The sequence below is a fragment of the Pseudomonas sp. Irchel 3H9 genome (assembly GCF_900187495.1).
GTDB lineage: Bacteria > Pseudomonadota > Gammaproteobacteria > Pseudomonadales > Pseudomonadaceae > Aquipseudomonas > Aquipseudomonas sivasensis.
On the sequence record NZ_FYDK01000004.1, the window covers coordinates 411,872 to 428,688 of the forward strand.

General features: G+C 61.8%; 10 protein-coding genes and 1 pseudogene. 5 read left to right on the top strand and 6 right to left on the bottom strand.

Features of this window, described 5'->3' with window-relative positions; all coding sequences use genetic code 11:
* Window positions 1-231 precede the first annotated feature (231 nt).
* A complete protein-coding gene (locus CKW32_RS17090) occupies window positions 232-2,319 on the top strand; it encodes an LTA synthase family protein (RefSeq protein ID WP_032888055.1) in 2,088 nt (695 codons plus the stop codon).
* Window positions 2,320-2,371: 52 nt separating this feature from the next.
* On the opposite strand, the gene CKW32_RS17095 is transcribed toward CKW32_RS17090, so the two are convergent.
* Window positions 2,372-2,524: a DUF3309 family protein gene (locus tag CKW32_RS17095; protein WP_015885095.1), complete on the bottom strand. Its 153-nt coding sequence runs from the start codon at window positions 2,522-2,524 to the stop codon at window positions 2,372-2,374.
* A 330-nt stretch (window positions 2,525-2,854) separates the two neighbouring features.
* Here CKW32_RS17095 and CKW32_RS17100 point away from each other — a divergent pair, with 330 nt between their 5' ends.
* Window positions 2,855-3,670, top strand: coding sequence for an SDR family oxidoreductase (locus CKW32_RS17100; protein WP_032888057.1), 816 nt, complete (start codon window positions 2,855-2,857; stop codon window positions 3,668-3,670).
* A gap of 127 nt (window positions 3,671-3,797) precedes the next feature.
* Window positions 3,798-3,995, top strand: a complete 198-nt coding sequence (csrA, locus tag CKW32_RS17105; RefSeq protein ID WP_095185473.1) for a carbon storage regulator CsrA — start codon at window positions 3,798-3,800, stop codon at window positions 3,993-3,995.
* A gap of 7 nt (window positions 3,996-4,002) precedes the next feature.
* Here csrA and CKW32_RS17110 read toward each other — a convergent pair whose 3' ends face one another.
* The 4 genes from CKW32_RS17110 to CKW32_RS17125 form a co-directional block, all read right to left on the bottom strand.
* Entirely contained in the window at window positions 4,003-4,230 is a 228-nt protein-coding gene (locus CKW32_RS17110) for a YheU family protein (RefSeq protein WP_003192759.1), read from the bottom strand.
* A gap of 66 nt (window positions 4,231-4,296) precedes the next feature.
* On the bottom strand, window positions 4,297-5,490 hold the full coding sequence (locus CKW32_RS17115) for an osmoprotectant NAGGN system M42 family peptidase (protein WP_032888060.1): 1,194 nt from the start codon (window positions 5,488-5,490) through the stop codon (window positions 4,297-4,299).
* Window positions 5,491-5,683: 193 nt separating this feature from the next.
* Window positions 5,684-7,432, bottom strand: coding sequence for an N-acetylglutaminylglutamine synthetase (gene ngg / locus CKW32_RS17120; RefSeq protein WP_032888062.1), 1,749 nt, complete (start codon window positions 7,430-7,432; stop codon window positions 5,684-5,686).
* 3 nt (window positions 7,433-7,435) lie between these two features.
* A complete protein-coding gene (locus CKW32_RS17125; protein WP_032888064.1) occupies window positions 7,436-9,208 on the bottom strand; it encodes an N-acetylglutaminylglutamine amidotransferase in 1,773 nt (590 codons plus the stop codon).
* Between the two features lie 386 nt (window positions 9,209-9,594).
* Between CKW32_RS17125 and CKW32_RS28850 the strand changes: the two are divergent.
* Window positions 9,595-9,666: pseudogene (locus tag CKW32_RS28850) on the top strand (hypothetical protein); the annotation flags it as partial.
* A 31-nt stretch (window positions 9,667-9,697) separates the two neighbouring features.
* Here CKW32_RS28850 and mnmC read toward each other — a convergent pair.
* Window positions 9,698-11,695, bottom strand: coding sequence for a bifunctional tRNA (5-methylaminomethyl-2-thiouridine)(34)-methyltransferase MnmD/FAD-dependent 5-carboxymethylaminomethyl-2-thiouridine(34) oxidoreductase MnmC (gene mnmC, locus CKW32_RS17135; protein WP_095185475.1), 1,998 nt, complete (start codon window positions 11,693-11,695; stop codon window positions 9,698-9,700).
* A gap of 208 nt (window positions 11,696-11,903) precedes the next feature.
* On the opposite strand from mnmC, the gene CKW32_RS17140 reads away from it, so the two are divergent.
* A complete protein-coding gene (locus CKW32_RS17140; protein WP_095185476.1) occupies window positions 11,904-16,742 on the top strand; it encodes an NEL-type E3 ubiquitin ligase domain-containing protein in 4,839 nt (1,612 codons plus the stop codon).
* Window positions 16,743-16,817 lie beyond the last annotated feature (75 nt).

Below are 16,817 nucleotides of genomic sequence, written 5' to 3' on the forward strand. Positions count from 1 at the left end.
TCCCCTCCCACATTTCGTTTCAGGATGCCTGTGTGATTTTTGTATCGAAATATTCGCTGTACAGAATTTTCACAACCCATCCAAGACAATTCTCCGGCTTTTTCTGCCTGCTATTAAAGGCGGTGCAGCGGTGCACGTTCAGTAATTAATAGCCTTGCTGTGATTGATCGGGCACCATTCGCGCCACCGCGATATTTCGTCACTTAAACTTCCAATGGGTCCTGAAACGACATGGCAAACCCGGACGCCCTGAGTCAGCAGCGAGCTTCTAATCGCCTGCTGCAACCGACCGTCAAATCCCATCTGGCATACACGCTGCTCTGCGCACTGGTCATGATGGTGATGTTCTCCCTGCTGCGCCTGGCGCTGCTGGTGTACAACCGCGAGATGATCCTCGACACCCCGGCCTCGACCTTCTTGGAAGCGTTCGCCAACGGCCTGCGTTTTGACATACGCCTGGTGGTGTATCTGCTGATCCCGCTGCTGCTGGCACTGTTCAGCGTACGGGCCATGGCCGCGCGTGGGTTCTTCCGTTTCTGGCTGACCATTGCGTCCAGCATCGCCCTGTTCCTGGGCTTGATGGAGATGGACTTCTACCGCGAGTTCCACCAGCGCCTCAACGGCCTGGTTTTCCAGTACGTGAAGGAAGACCCGAAAACCGTGATGAGCATGCTCTGGTACGGTTTTCCGGTGGTGCGCTACCTGCTGGCCTGGGCCGTAGGCACGCTGATCCTGAGCATCGCCTTCAAAGGCGCTGATCGCGCGACGCGCCCACGCGGCCCATTCAGCGGTGGCAGTATCGGCACCCGCCAGGTCGCGCCGTGGTACAGCCGCATCGCGGTGTTCGTGGTCTGCCTGCTGATCGCTGTGGTTGCCGCCCGTGGCACTCTGCGTCAGGGCCCGCCGCTGCGCTGGGGCGACGTGTACACCACCGATTCGAACTTCGCCAACCAGTTGGGCCTCAATGGCACCTTGTCGCTGATCGCGGCGGCCAAGGCTCGGTTCGGTGAAGACCGCGCCAATATCTGGAAGGCCACTCTGGATCAGCCGTTGGCGACCCAGACCGTGCGCGACATGCTGGTATTGCCCCAAGAGAAACTGGTCGATACCGACACCGCCGCCGTGCGCCGTGACTACATGCCGCCGGCCGAGAAGACCCTGCCGATCAAGAACGTCGTGGTCATCCTGATGGAAAGCTTCGCCGGTCACTCGGTAGGCGCATTGGGTCGTCCGGGCAACATCACGCCATCCTTCGACAAACTGTCCAAGGAAGGCCTGCTGTTCGACCGCTTCTTCTCCAACGGCACTCACACCCACCAGGGTATGTTCGCCACCATGGCCTGCTTCCCGAACCTGCCAGGCTTTGAATACCTGATGCAGACACCGGAAGGCAGCCACAAGCTGTCGGGCCTGCCGCAGTTGCTCAGCGCGCGTCAGTTTGACGACGTGTATGTCTACAACGGCGACTTCGCCTGGGACAACCAGTCGGGCTTCTTTAGCAACCAGGGTATGACCAACTTCATTGGCCGCAACGACTTCGTCGACCCTGTGTTCTCTGATCCGACGTGGGGCGTGTCCGACCAGGACATGTTCAACCGTGGCCTGCAAGAGTTGAAAGCCCGCGAAGGCGGCAAGCCGTTCTACGCACTGCTGCAAACCCTGTCCAACCACACGCCGTACGCGTTGCCGACGCCATTGCCGGTCGAGAAAGTCACTGACCGTGGCAGCCTCAACGAGCATTTGACGGCCATGCGTTACTCCGACTGGGCCCTGGGCCAGTTCTTTGAAAAGGCCCGCAAGGAGCCGTACTTTAAGGAAACCCTGTTTGTAATCGTGGGCGACCACGGCTTCGGCAACGAACAGCAGATCACCGAGATGGACTTGGGCCGCTTCAACGTGCCGATGCTGATGATTGCACCGGGCATGCAGGAGAAGTTCGGCGAGCGTGACCACACCGTGGGCACCCAGATCGACATCGTGCCGACCATTATGGGCCGCCTCGGTGGCGACACCCTGCACCAGTGCTGGGGTCGTGATCTGCTGAACCTGCCGGAAGGCGACAAAGGCTTTGGCGTGATCAAGCCTTCGGGCAGCGACCAGACCGTGGCCTTGGTCACCGCAGACCGCATCCTTGTTCTGCCTAAGGAGATGCCGCCGAAGTTGTGGGAATACGAACTGGGCGCTAACCCGACCGGTAAGGTGATTCCTGAATCGCCGGACGAGGCTGCGTTGAAGCAGAAACTTGAGTCTTTCCTGCAGACGGCCACCAAGAGCCTGTTGGATAACACCGCCGGCGTAGTTGACGGCAAGCCGGACTAATTAACCGGCAATAAAAAAGAGGCCTTTTCAGGCCTCTTTTTTTATGCGGTTTTTATATCCGGCCGAGCAACAACAACACCAGCAGGACAACCAGAACAACACCCAGGATACCCGACGGGCCATAGCCCCAGTTGCGGGAGTGCGGGAAGACTGGCAGACCACCGACCAGCAGCAGGATCAGGATGATGATTAGAATGAGGCTCATGGTTTTATTTCCTTATAGGCCTTGTGCAAGGACTGATGATTTAACGTTACGACCGCAGGTTTAATTACGAACGCCTTAACAACTCCGACTCCTGCGCTTCGCATAAAATTCCGTGTTTTTTTAAAGCATTTTGCAAACACGCTTATTTCTTTTAATGCGCTCGCAGCTGCGTCGTACTAGTTGAAAAAGATTGAACTTAGGCTGTGCGCAGGCATCCGACCCGGCCCAAGGTTTGCCTGGGGCATTCATCAATCTGATGGTGCGTGGGTGCAGGAAAAACCTTCGCTACACTGCCGATCACTTCTTCTGTGAACCACAAGGCAGCTTCCTATGCAAAATCGCATGATGATCACTGGCGCCGGGTCCGGCCTGGGTCGTGAAATCGCTCTGCGCTGGGCCCGCGAGGGCTGGCAGTTGGCCTTGTCGGATGTCAGCGAGCCAGGCTTGCAGGAAACCCTCAAGCTCGTGCGCGAGGCCGGGGGCGATGGCTTTACCCAACGTTGCGACGTGCGCGACTACAGCCAGCTCACCGCGTTTGCCCAGGCGTGCGAAGTGAAGCTGGGGGGCATCGATGTGATCGTCAATAATGCTGGCGTCGCCTCGGGTGGTTTCTTTGCCGAACTGTCCCTGGAGGATTGGGACTGGCAGATTGCGATCAATCTGATGGGCGTGGTCAAAGGCTGCAAGGCGTTCCTGCCGCTGCTGGAAAAGAGCAAGGGCCGCATCATCAACATCGCCTCTATGGCGGCGCTGATGCAAGGGCCGGCCATGAGCAACTACAACGTAGCCAAGGCCGGTGTGGTGGCGCTGTCGGAAAGCCTGCTGGTGGAGCTCAAGCAGCAGGAAGTCGGCGTGCATGTGGTATGCCCGTCGTTCTTCCAGACCAACCTGCTGGACTCGTTCCGTGGGCCGACGCCGGCGATGAAGGCCCAGGTGGGCAAGTTGTTGGAGAGTTCGCCGATCTCGGCGGCGGATATTGCCGATTACATCTATCAGCGTGTCGCCGAAGGGGAATTCATGATCTTGCCCCACGAGCAGGGCCGGATGGCCTGGGCGTTGAAGCAGAAGAATCCGCAATTGCTCTACGACGAAATGACTACCATGGCCGACAAGATGCGCGCCAAGGCACAGGCTGTTAAAGGCTAATCAGGTGTTGGTCTGTCAGGCAAATTACCTACTGGTGTAGGTGTTGCCTGATTTAGCTGCGTGCCATTGCTGCATCAAACTTCTGCGCGCATGGTCGAGGTCCTGTCACTCCAAAAGGACAAACGCCATGCTGGTCTTAAGCCGCGCTGTAGGCGAAATCATCTCCATCGGTGATGAGATCACCGTGCGCATCCTGGAACTGAACGGCGACCAAGTGAAATTCGGCATCGCCGCACCAGCGGGGATCAATGTGCACCGCGCCGAGGTGCATCAGAAAATGCTCGAACGCCAAGCCACTCAACCCCAACCCGCCACCAACCCCTAGAACACCCTCAGTCGAACAGATGCTTGGGCACATCGTGCTTGAGCATCAACTGGCATTGCTCGCTTTCCGGGTCGAACACGATCAGGGCCTGGCCCTTGGTGAGCGCTTGGCGCACGCGCAGCACGCGGGTTTCCAGGGGCGTGTCGTCGCCATTGTCGGTGCCGTCGCGGGTCACGAAGTCTTCGATCAGGCGGGTCAGGGTGTCGACTTCAAGAGCGTCGTAGGGAATCAGCATACAAGCCTCAGATAGAGAATCCCGGCGATGCTACTGTGCCGGGACCCGGGTTGCCAGCAGTGGCTGTTACTCGCCTGAGGACTTGTTGCCCACCAGACTGTCCACCGACGGCACGCGCGTGTCGCTTTCCATCTGTGTTTCATGCTCGATTTGATGACTGAAGCGGTCCAGTGAACCCTGGGCCGGCTGCGCGTCGCTGGCAAAGACCGGCGGGCTGAGGATGTACGCGCCGAGCAAGCGGCTCAGCGCCGCCAGGCTGTCGATATGGGTGCGCTCGTAGCCGTGGGTCGCGTCGCAACCAAACGCCAGCAGCGCTGTACGGATATCGTGCCCGGCCGTCACCGCCGAGTGTGCATCGCTGAAGTAATAACGGAACAGATCGCGGCGCACTGGCAGGTCATTTTCCGATGCAAGGCGCAGCAGGTGACGGGACAGGTGGTAGTCGTACGGCCCGCCGGAATCCTGCATCGCTACACTCACCGCATGTTCGCTGGAGTGCTGGCCGGGGGCGACCGGGGCGATGTCGATGCCGACAAACTCACTCACATCCCACGGCAGGGCTGCCGCCGCACCGCTGCCGGTTTCTTCGGTGATGGTGAACAGCGGATGGCAGTCGATCAGCAACGGCTCGCCGCTGTCGACGATGGCCTTGAGCGCGGCGAGTAGGGCGGCGACGCCCGCTTTATCGTCCAGGTGGCGTGCGCTGATATGCCCGCTCTCGGTGAACTCGGGCAGCGGGTCAAAGGCAACGTAGTCACCGACGCTGATCCCGAGGGAGTCGCAGTCGGCGCGGGTTGCGCAGTAAGCGTCCAGGCGCAGCTCTACGTGGTCCCAGCTCACCGGCATTTCATCCACGGCGGTGTTGAACGCATGCCCGGAGGCCATCAGCGGCAACACGCTGCCGCGAATCACACCGTTGTCGGTGAACAGGCTGACGCGGCTGCCTTCGGCAAAACGGCTGGACCAGCAGCCTACTGGCGCCAGGGTCAGGCGGCCGTTGTCCTTGATCGCACGCACGGCGGCGCCAATGGTGTCCAAGTGCGCCGACACAGCACGGTCGGGGCTGTTTTTCTGGCCCTTGAGGGTTGCGCGGATGGTGCCGCGGCGGGTCATTTCAAACGGGATACCCAGCTCTTCGAGGCGCTCGGCGACGTAGCGCACGATGGTGTCGGTAAAGCCGGTAGGGCTGGGAATGGCGAGCATTTCCAACAGCACTTTTTGCAGGTAGTTGAGATCCGGTTCGGGGATGGTTCGGCTCATAAAGACTCCTGATGAAATAAGGGCAACCCGTGGGGCTGTAGTGGCGAGCGGGCTTTTTGTGGTGAGCGGGCTTGACCTGCGCTGGGCTGCGAAGCAGCCCCTAGTCCAGGCAACGCGCGCTTCGAGTCAACACTCATTGGCAGGTTTTGGGGCTGGTTCGCAGCCCCGCGCGGCAAGCCCGCTCACCACAGGGTTATTGAGCCGTCGGCTGGCTATGGGGAAATAACAGGTCCACAAACTTCTCTGCCGTTGGTTGCGGTTCATGGTTGGCCAATCCGGCCCGCTCGTTGGCTTCGATAAACACGTACTCAGGTTGATCGGCAGCGGGCACCATCAGGTCCAGACCGACCATGGGAATGTCGAGGGCACGGGCGGCGCGCACGGCGGCGTCGACCAGGGTCGGGTGCAGGATCGCGGTGACGTCTTCCAGGCAACCGCCGGTGTGCAGGTTGGCGGTGCGGCGCACGGCGAGTGTCTGGCCACGGGGCAGGACACTGCTGTAGTCATAACCGGCGGCGTGCAGGGTGCGTTCGGTTTCCGCGTCCAGCGGGATTTTGCTCTCGCCGTCGGTCGCCGCTTGACGTCGTCGGCTCTGCGCTTCAATCAGCGCGCCGATGGAGTGCTGGCCGTCACCGGTGACTTCAGCAGGGCGGCGGATAGCGGCGGCGACCACCTCGAAACCGATCACCAGGATGCGCAAATCCAACCCTTCATGAAAACTTTCCAGCAGCACGCGGCTGTCAAATTGGCGCGCAGCCTCAATGGCCTGCTGCACTTCTTCGATACTGTGCAGATCCACCGCCACGCCCTGGCCTTGCTCGCCATCCAGGGGCTTGACGACGATGCGCTGGTGTTCATCGAGGAATTCCAGATTGTCATCAGCACTGCCCGCTAATTGTTGCGACGGCAGCTTCAAACCGGCGGCTTTAAGCGCCTTGTGGGTCAGGCTCTTGTCCTGGCACAACGTCATGCTGATCGCGCTGGTCAGGTCGCTCAAAGACTCACGACAACGCACGCGCCGCCCGCCATGGCTGAGGGTGAACAAACCGGCGTCGGCGTCATCCACCTGCACATCAATACCGCGCCGGTGTGCTTCTTCGACAATGATCCGCGCATAGGGATTGAACCCCGCCTGCGGGCCAGGGCCGAGGAACAGCGGCTGGTTGATGCCGTTCTTGCGTTTGATCGCAAAGGTGGTCAGCGCGCGGAACCCGAGCTTGGCATAGAGGCTCTTGGCCTGGCGGTTGTTGTGCAGCACCGACAGGTCGAGGTAACTCAGGCCCCGGCTCATAAAGTGTTCCACCAAGTGGCGTACCAACACCTCGCCCACACCGGGGCGCGTGCACTGCGGGTCGACCGCCAGGCACCACAGGCTGCAGCCGTTTTCCGGGTCGTGAAAAGCCTTTTGATGGTTGAGGCCCATCACGCTGCCGATCACTGCGCCGCTGTCTTCGTCCTCGGCCAGCCAGTACACCGGGCCGCCTTGATGGCGCGGCGTCAGGCGCTCGGCGTCAACCGGCAACATGCCACGGCACTGGTACAACTGGTTGACCGCCAACCAGTCGGCCTCGGTCTGCACGCGGCGAATACGAAAGCCGCGAAACACCCGGGTGGCGGGGCGGTAGTCAGTGAACCACAGGCGCAAAGTGTCCGAGGGATCGAGGAACAACTGCTGCGGATCAATCCCGAGGATCTGCTGCGGCGCGGCCACATACAGCGCGATGTCGCGTTCGCCGGGTTGTTCGTTGAGCAGTTCCCCCGCCAGGCTCGCCGGGTCCGGAAACGTGTGGCCGATCAATAGCCGGCCCCAGCCGCAATGCACGGCAATGGGCTCGGCGGCCAGCGGGCTGCCATCTTCGGCGAGTCGGGCTTGTAGGCGCTCGTAGGTTGGCGCCTGGCCCTTCAGCAAGCGTTGGCTGTAAGCCGCTGCGTGGGGTTTCATCAATCAGATTCCTTGTTCGCTGAGCCACAGGTTCAGCGCTGCCAATTGCCACAGCTTGGAGCCGCGCAACGGGGTCAATTGGCCTTGGGGGTCGGTCAGCAAGCGGTCAAGCATGGCCGGGTTGAACAGGCCGCGATCCTGGCTCGGGTCCAGCAGCAATTCACGCACCCAGTTGAGAGTGTCGCCTTGCAGATGCTTGAGGCCGGGCACCGGGAAGTAACCTTTCTTGCGGTCGATGACTTCGCTCGGAATCACTCGGCGTGCCGCCTCTTTGAGCACTTGCTTGCCGCCGTCGGGCAACTTGAACTTGCCCGGGACGCGTGCCGACAGTTCCACCAGTCGGTAATCCAGGAACGGCGTGCGCGCTTCGAGGCCCCAGGCCATGGTCATGTTGTCGACGCGTTTGACCGGGTCGTCCACCAGCATCACCGTGCTGTCCAGGCGCAAAGCCTTGTCCACCGCCGCATCGGCGCCGGGCATGGCGAAATGTTCGCGTACGAAGTCGCCGGCGGCGTCGTTGGCGGTCAGCCATTTGGGCGCGACGGTGGCGGCATAGTCGTCGTAGCTGCGGTCGAAGAACGCCTCGCGGTAGGCGGCATACGGGTCGCTGGCGCCGTCGACATGCGGGTACCAGTGGTAACCGGCGAACAGTTCGTCGGCGCCCTGGCCGCTCTGCACCACTTTGCAATGCTTGGCCACTTCCCGCGACAGCAGGTAGAAGGCGATACAGTCGTGGCTGACCATCGGTTCACTCATGGCGCGGAAGGCGGCCGGGAGTTGATCGATGATCTCGCTTTCGGCGATGCGCAATTGGTGATGACGGGTGCCGTAGTGCTTGGCGATCAGGTCGGAGTATTGGAACTCGTTGCCGGCCTCGCCACCGGCGTCTTCAAAACCGATGGAGAAGGTGGACAGATCCTGCACGCCGACTTCGCGCAGCAGGCCAACGAGCATGCTTGAATCCACACCGCCGGAGAGCAATACGCCGACATCCACGGCAGCACGTTGACGGATCGCCACGGCTTCGCGGGTGCTGTCGAGTACGCGGTCGGTCCAGTCTTCCAGCGTGAGGTTTTTCTCGTCCTCATGGGGACCGTATGGCAGCGTCCACCAGGTTTTCTGTTCGGTGTTGCCATTGGCGTCGATGCGCATCCAGCTCGCTGGCGGCAGTTTTTCGATGCCTGCCAGCAAGGTGCGCGGCGCCGGCACCACGGCGTGGAAGTTCAGGTAGTGATTGAGCGCTACCGGATCGAGGATCGGGTTGATATCGCCGCCCTTGAGCAGCGCCGGCAATGCTGAGGCAAAGCGCAGGCGTTGACCGGTGCGCGACAGGTACAGGGGTTTTACGCCGAGACGGTCACGGGCGATGAACAGGCGCTGGGCGTCGCGTTCCCAGATGGCGAAGGCGAACATGCCATTGAGCTTGGGCAGCAGCGCTTCGCCCCAGGCGTGGTAACCCTTGAGCAGCACTTCGGTGTCACCACCGGAATAGAAGGCGTAGCCAAGGGCTTCCAGCTCTTCACGCAATTCCGGAAAGTTATAAATCGCGCCGTTGAACGCCAGGGACAGGCCCAATTGGGCGTCGACCATCGGTTGGGCGGAGCCGTCCGACAGGTCCATGATTTTCAGGCGTCGATGGCCCAGGGCAATCGGCCCTTGGGCATGGAAGCCCCACGCGTCAGGGCCGCGTGGCGCCAAGTGATGGGTGATTCGCTCCACCGCTGCCAGGTCGGCAGGTTGGTGATCGAAACGTAACTCGCCAGCTAATCCGCACATAAATTCCTTACCGGTTTTTCCGTTGGGGAGAGAAAAGGTCACCGCGCACAAATGGCGGGTACCCAGAAACTGACCGGGGTGCATCGGCGGAGTTTTAGATCAATCTGTTATAAGGCAAAAGGCCGTAGGTCGCGCATCAGCCAGGCGCCTACGCAAAACCGCAGCGCAGCAAGCGGGGTTTTTATACCGCTTTTGTCCGACATCGCCGGTTTAGCGTGGGCGTGGGCATGGGCTTCCTGGAAGACGACATCACCCGCCTCAACGAGCAGAAAGCCCGCTAATTGTGGCTGGACGAGCGCTTGCCGCGCGATTCGCGCAGCACCTCCACCTGGTAGGGACTTAGGGATGAACCGGGTTCGGATGGCCTGTTCAAGCTGCTCTCGGAGCTGGGTGGCACGGCGGACTCCATGAATGCCCGTGAAGACATGACGCACAGGGTCCGGCGCGTGCTGCAGGCGGCCGTCGATGACACGCGCTTGCGCGCGGCGATCAGCGCGCGGGCGTGTTCACGTTGCTGCGCACCAGCGCGCGCACCGCGAAGCGATTGGGGTGACACGCCTCGGCCACGCTGCGCGGCAGTGGCAGCGGCTCGTCGTGCAGCCAGGCGGCGAGCAGCTCGCCGCATAGCGGTGCGGTAATCAACCCGCGCGAACCGTGGCCGCTGTTGACGTACAGGCCGTCGAGCCACGGGCACGGCGCCTGCGGCACGTGGCGGGCGTCCTTGCGCAGCGCGGCGTAGGTGTGGGCGAACGGTGCGCTGTCTGCCAGCGGGCCGACAATCGGCAGGTAGTCGGGGCTGGTGCAGCGGAAGGCGGCGCGACCCTCAAGGTCCTCGGCCGGGAGGGCGTCGGCGTGCAGGCGCTGTACCAGGTCTGGGGAGATCTCGTGCAGCAGCGCCAGGTTGCCCGCGTGCTCGGCGGCGGTGGGCGTGAGGTCCAGGCTTTTGAAATCAAAGCTGGCGCCCAGGGTATGTTCGCCCAGGCGAGCCGGTGCCACGTAGCCTTCGGCGCACACCACACTGCTCAGCGCTGCGCTGGCGGCGGTTTGCGGCAGGCGCGTGATCTGCCCGCGGATGCGTTTGAGTGGCAGCTCCGCACAGGCGGCAAACCGCGTGACATCGGCGGCGCCCGCCAGCACCACCACCGGCGCGCTGGCCAGCAGGGTTTCACCGTCCCAGGCCTGCCAGTGGTCGTCGACTTTGCGCAGTTGCAGTACGTCACGATGGGTCAGCAACTCAACACCCGGTTGTGTGGCTTGCCACTGGCACAGTGCGGGCGGATGCACCCAGCCACCTTCAGGGAAAAACAGCCCGCCGGTTTGCAGCGCGATGCCGGCCCGGACCTGGGCCTGATCCTTGTCCAGCAGATGCAGCAGGTCTGGTGCAAACGCCTGCGCCAATTGCGCCTGGCGTTCGGTTTCCTTGGCATTGAAGGCCAGTTGCAGCACGCCGCAGCCGTCCCAATCCACCCCGCGTTGCAGCTGCTCCAACAAGCGCCGGGTGTGGCCGAAGCCACTGACGATCATCTGCGACAACGCTGTGCCGTGGGCCGATAGCTTGAGGTACAGCACGCCTTGCGGGTTGCCCGATGCCTCTTCGGCCAAGCCGGCGTGGCGTTCCAACAGGCTGACCTGCCAGCCGCGCGCCGCTAGGCTGGCCGCGCTGGCGCAACCGGCGAGGCCGCCGCCGATCACCAGGGCGCGGCGCTCGCCGTTAAATGCAGGTGGTCGCGCGAACCAGGGTTTGATGGCAGCCGGCGCGGGTGTCTCCGCCGGCCAGCCAAGGAACTCGCCGCGCAGGATTTCCCACTTGTGGCCAATCCCCGGCGTGCGCTTCATCTTGAACCCGGCAGCGTTGATCAGGCGCCGCACCCAGCCGGTGCTGGTGAAGGTGCTGATGGTCGAGCCCGGCGCGGCCAGGCGTGCCAACTCGGCAAACAGCTCGGCGGTCCACATGTCGGGGTTTTTCGCCGGGGCGAAACCGTCGAGAAACCACGCGTCGATCTGCGCATCCAGTTGCGGTAGCTGCTCCAGAGCATCACCGATCAACAGGGTCAGGGTGACGCGGCCATTGTCCAGCACCAGACGCTGGAAGCCCTGGTGGATGGCGACATACTGCGCCAGTAACTGCTCGGCCCAGGGCTTGAGTTCTGGCCACAGGGCCAGAGCACGTTGCAGGTCGGCGTGGCTCAGGGGGTACTTCTCCACGCTGACAAAGTGCAGGCGGGCGCCGGGCACGGCGTGCTGATCAAACAACTGCCAGGCACACAGGAAATTCAACCCGGTACCAAAGCCGGTCTCGCCAATCACCAATCGTCCGCCCACGGGAAGCGCGGCAAAGCGCTGTTGCAGGTGGTTCTGTTCAAGGAACACATAACGGGTTTCGTCCAGGCCCGACTGATCGGAGAAGTACACGTCGTCGAAGACCCGCGAACGCGGGCGTCCCTGGTCGTCCCAGTCAAGTTGGGCATGTGGCGATACGGGGTTCATGGGCAACTCGGCAAAGGCAAGGCGGCCATTCTAGCCGATCGTGGCGGTGGCGACCGATCCGCGCTGGGCGGGGGTGGTAGCCCGCTGATACTTGCATGCAAAAAATGCCCGAATTGGTCCGGGTAACGATCAACTATCTGCGTAAATTCAAAGGCTTGCGTCGGGGTATGGTGAATGACTGATTAATGGGCAATAAGGGATATTGCAGATGCCGGACCAGGATGATTTGACCAAGACATGCACCCAATTGACGCAGCGCCAGTTGCAAGCCGCGCTGCTGGAAATCACCAGCGACCTGCCCAAGGCCGAGGTCCTGCAAAAGCGCCTGCCGGGCTGGATGATAAACGCGCCCAAAGGTGTACTGGAGGCACTGGAACGGGACGCGGCGCAGATTGATGAGGCCAGGGCCGCAGTCGCCGGACGCTTGCTCCCATTACGCTCCCTGGATGAGTTTTGCAGTGCGCAATTGAAGGCTTACTGCCAGAAGCACTGGCAGGTCACGATTGAACCGCAGAAGGACCTGTTCGTGCGGGCCTTCTATGAATACCAGAAAGAAGTCCTGCCGCTGGATTATGTCAGGACCATCAAGCTGGAACAGCAGACCCTGCTGCACATGGCCCTGCAGAACTTTACCGAGGACGAGACGCAAGAGGCGCATTTTCCACAGCAGTCGCGGCTGCAATTCGGCTCAGCCTCAGGTGGGGTGATCCCCGTCTCCGTGCAGGCATTTGCCAAGGGCTGTCGCGACCTTGATGTAGGCGGCTTGTATCAGCAGCACATCAGTGACGTGTTCAACCTTGACGCTGGCGCGCCGGGCGATGACGCCTACCTCAATGGTGTAGCGCTCGACATCGGTTGGATGAAAACCCTGGATGTGAAAATCGACGCGCACATTGCCTGCATGCGTGGCGATATCACCCGCGAGACCTATGACCTGTTACGCACACTGCTGGATCGGAAGATGGATCCTGAGCAGGCCAGGGGTCTGTTGTTTCAAGGGCGCCAGGTCATCTGGCAAGGCTTGAATGCGCTGGATTGCTGCCTGTGGAGCGTGCTGGTGTTTTCCGGCTGGCCAATTGCCGATTACCCGCAGGAGCCCTGTGTGGTGTACATGCCCAATGAACCGGGGCGACCGTTTTTTGAGTACCCATCGCTCAACGATTTCAAGGTCTACCTGGATTTGAAGCTGGAAGTCAGCACCTACCGCACGTTCTTTGCGCGTTACCTGGGCGAAATAGACCGAGTCGGTTTTTTCAGCCGTTTTGACCAGCACCGTACCTTGGGCGTGTTGGAGGCCAGGGCCATCACCACTAGCCTGGCGCAGCACTTTTTTGCGACCTATGCGGGCAAGCTGCAAATCGACGCCCGCACCCTGGCGGTCCCGGTGGTGGATGTCGACGAGCAGGTGCGCAAACAGCGTCTGCAAGAGTATCTGGACGCCGGGCTGACGTTGCTCAACCTTGCTGGTTTTATAGTCCCGGCATTGGGCCTGTTGATGACCAGCGTGGCGGTGGGACAGATGCTCGGCGAGGTGTACGACGGTATCGAGGACTGGCGCCGTGGCGACAAGGAGGAGGCGCTCGGACAGTTGGTGGCCGTGGCGCAGGACATCACGTCAATGGTGTTGTTCGCCGCGGGGGCCAAGGTGGTGGGCAAGGTTTTCAAGCGCACCCGACAAAGCTATGCCGGTTACTTCAAAACGTTGGAAGCGGTGCGTTCGAGGGATGGGCAGCCACGGTTGTGGCGGCCTGACATCGGACAGTATTCCCACGATCATCACCTGATCGACGACGTGGCTGCCGACGCGCAAGGCCTCTACCAGGTGGGCGCTCGCTCATACGTCAAAGTCGGCGACAACCTGCATCAGGTGACCTATGAGCCGCAGCAGGGACTGTGGCGGGCCAGCCACCGTACGCGGCAGACGGCCTATCGTCCGGTGATGCTGCACAACGGTGAGGGGGCCTGGCGTTTTTCATTCGAAGATCCCGAGGAGTGGGAAGATCAGGACTATTTGTTTTCTCGCCTGGAGCCGAGCAGTCGTCACCCCGCATTGGACTCGCGCAAGCTGCGGCTGGTTAACGACATCATCGACAAGCCCCACCGCTGGGGGTATCACCTGGCGCAGGAATGCCTGCCCTTTGGGGCGCGTTTTCGTGATCTGTACGAGCGTTTTCGGTTGGAGCAGTCGATTCGCGACCTGGTGTGGCTGTTGGAGCGCGGGGGGTACCGCAATGGGCAAAGTGCGACCGCGCAAATGCACGCGTTGCCGCTGCTGCCGGGTTGGCCCCAAGGTCGTTATTTCGAGGTGCTGGATGCTCAAGGTGGCGTCACGGCGCGTTATCCCGCCGCCGGCCCGTTTGAGGCCGCTCAGGCATTGCGCCTCAGCGAGCAGGCCGTGGGTGAAGGGCGGGTGTTTGACGTGTTGCTTTCAGGCCTGGATACGCAACAAAAGGTCGGACTGTTGGGTGAAGGCGTGTCTGCCCATGAGGAGCACGCAGCGTTGGCGCGTCAATTGCTCGCACAGCTCAAGGCTGATCGAAGACCGTTGTTTGAACAGTTGTATCAGGCCTACGACGGGCCAGTGCCCGAGGAGTGGGCGCCGCTGCGTCAGGCCTGCCCGCAACTGCCCACCCGCGTGATGCGCGAGCTGATGGCCCAGGCGTCCTCCGTTGAGCGTCAAGCCCTGCGCGACAATCAGCGGGTGCCAATGGCCCTGGCAGAAGCGGTGCGCTTGAGCGCGGAGACACAGCGCCTGGATCGTGCTTTGGCCGGTTTCGAGCAGCCGGAGTTGGCTGGTCTCGACACCCAGTGTGTGGCGGTGCGCATGCTGCCGCGCGTCGAAGGTTGGGATAGCGCGTTGCAACTCGAATTGCGCCAGGATTCGCCCACCGGGTCACTGTTGGCCCTGGGTGCGAGGGAGGGCGCGAGCGTACGTCGAGTGGTGGTCAGTTCTGCGGCGGGCTTTGCGCCGTTCGACGCCAACGGCGTCAGTATGGGGCCGACCCAGGCCGGTTCCGACGGGCTGTTCGAGGCGATTATACAAACGCTCTCGGACACCCAGCGCAGCGCCCTGGAACTCCCGCTGAACCCGAGCGAAGGTGGATGGAGGCTGCGCCGCAGGGTGGCGGCCCGCGCGCAGAGCGAGCGTGTGGTGGCGGGCGAAGCGTTTTCCGACAAGGCTGGCGAGCCACTGGAACAGGAGGTCTCCTGCCGCATGGCGGACTCTCCGACCAGCCCGCTGCCGCTCGCTTCACCTCTGGTGCGCAAGGTGCGCAAAATCTATCCGCTGTTCAGTGACGTACAGGCAGCAGAGTTGCTGCGCAGCCTGGGGACCGATGCCCTGGCCCAAGCCAAGGCCGTTGCCCGTCTGCAGGCTGACCTGGAACGCCTGCGCACGGTCCTCAAACACTGGAAGAGCAACGTCGGCGACCTGGCGGCGCAGCCGGGCATGGGGGATGTCCGCGAGAGCCGCCAGCAAGTGGCCGAGCGGATTGAAGCCTGCTGGCGCCGCCAGAGCTTTGTCCTCGACGATCAACAAGTGCCCGTGCCGGGGCTGATATTGGATGGCATGCGCGTGGGCGCATTGCCGAACCTGCCCCCCGAAATCCGCTTTGACCATGTTCGGCAACTGTCCCTGAAAAACATGCGTCTGGGCGATGATGTGGCGTATTTCCTCAAGTGCTTCAAGGGGCTGCGGCGCCTCAACCTGGACCGCAACCGCCTGAGCCGGCTCCCGGAATACCTCTCGCGGATGCCCGAACTGAACAGTTTGTCCTTGCCCCACAATCAACTGGCGCTGACGACGTATACCCAGCGAAAACTGGCTGATATGCACACGCTGCGTCTGTTGGACCTGAGCCACAACCCCATCGAGGCGCATCTGGACGTGAGTAACATGCGCGATTTGCAAACCCTGTTACTGCAGGACGCCAGGCTGGTGGACCTGCCCGTCGGGATCGCACGCCTGGCCCATCTGGAACAGGTCGACCTGCGCAGCAACTGGATCACGGTATTGCCCGACTGGTTGTTTGCGTCGACACGCAGGTACAGCCAGGCGATCAATCTGGGTGGCAACCCATTGTCCTCGACGACAATGACGGCGCTGATTCGCTACCGCGATGCAGTGGGCATTGGCATGGGCTATGTGGAGGACGATCAGTCACGTTTCACCGAGTTGAAGGCCAGGCGGACCTGGCTGCCGGACGAGGTAGCGGCCGCCGATGCCGGCAAGCGGGCGATCTGGGCCAACTTGCGCGACGATCCGGAATCGGTGCCGCTGATGACGTTGTTGGCGCAACTCTCCGGCGCCGCCGACAGCCGTTACGTGCGTGAGGACATGACCCGGCGTGTCTGGGAGGTCCTGCAGGCGACCCATGACAGCGTCGAGTTGCGCGAGCAGGTGTTTCAACTGGTGGCCCATCCGGCGAACTGTGTCGATGGCGCGACAGAGATTTTCAGCCAGGTCGAAGTGCTCAAGGCCGTGGCGAACGCCACGCGCCAGGCCGGCCGTGGGCAAGGCAACTCCGGGGTGCTGCTGACCCTGGGGCGCGGCTTGTTTCGCCTCAGTGAGCTGGAAAAGATTGCGGCCACTTACGCCGCCGAACATGCCAGCGAAGACCCGCTGGAGGTCAGCCTGGCGTATCGGGTCGGTTTGGCGAAGATCCTGCAGTTGCCGGGGCAACCCAAGCACATGCGCTACGGGTCATTGGCTGACTTGACCAGCGAGAACCTGGAGCGGGCGCATGAGCAAGTCCTCATTGCCGAGCTGTCGCCGGTATTTTTGCGGTTTATTGCCCAGCTCTCGTTCTGGAAGGCCCATCTCAAACAGCAGTTTCCCGAGACGTTCAGGCGCGCTGCCGAGCCGTTTGACAGTCAACAGCAGGCGCTCTTCGAGAACAGTCAGAACCTCACCGATGGCGAATACCTTGCACAAATGGAAGGCCTGCGCGCGCCGCGCAGGCAGGCGATCAACGAGGTGATGGAGCGGCTGACCCAGCAGATGATGAAGTATCAGGACCTGGATATCTGCCATCTACCTGAAGACTAGCCGGCAGGGTTGCTGATTGATCCATGGCAAGCGCTATTCAATTGCTTGCCCGTGGTGCAGCCCAATCCGCTAGTC

Excerpts from the sequence above, each read along its gene's own strand:
- CKW32_RS17090 (WP_032888055.1), top strand. The coding sequence starts at position 232 with ATGGCAAACCCGGACGCCCTGAGTCAGCAGCGAGCTTCTAATCGCCTG.
- CKW32_RS17095 (WP_015885095.1), bottom strand. The coding sequence starts at position 2,524 with ATGAGCCTCATTCTAATCATCATCCTGATCCTGCTGCTGGTCGGTGGT.
- CKW32_RS17100 (WP_032888057.1), top strand. The coding sequence starts at position 2,855 with ATGCAAAATCGCATGATGATCACTGGCGCCGGGTCCGGCCTGGGTCGT.
- csrA (WP_095185473.1), top strand. The coding sequence starts at position 3,798 with ATGCTGGTCTTAAGCCGCGCTGTAGGCGAAATCATCTCCATCGGTGAT.
- CKW32_RS17110 (WP_003192759.1), bottom strand. The coding sequence starts at position 4,230 with ATGCTGATTCCCTACGACGCTCTTGAAGTCGACACCCTGACCCGCCTG.
- CKW32_RS17115 (WP_032888060.1), bottom strand. The coding sequence starts at position 5,490 with ATGAGCCGAACCATCCCCGAACCGGATCTCAACTACCTGCAAAAAGTG.
- ngg (WP_032888062.1), bottom strand. The coding sequence starts at position 7,432 with ATGAAACCCCACGCAGCGGCTTACAGCCAACGCTTGCTGAAGGGCCAG.
- CKW32_RS17125 (WP_032888064.1), bottom strand. The coding sequence starts at position 9,208 with ATGTGCGGATTAGCTGGCGAGTTACGTTTCGATCACCAACCTGCCGAC.
- mnmC (WP_095185475.1), bottom strand. The coding sequence starts at position 11,695 with ATGAACCCCGTATCGCCACATGCCCAACTTGACTGGGACGACCAGGGA.
- CKW32_RS17140 (WP_095185476.1), top strand. The coding sequence starts at position 11,904 with ATGCCGGACCAGGATGATTTGACCAAGACATGCACCCAATTGACGCAG.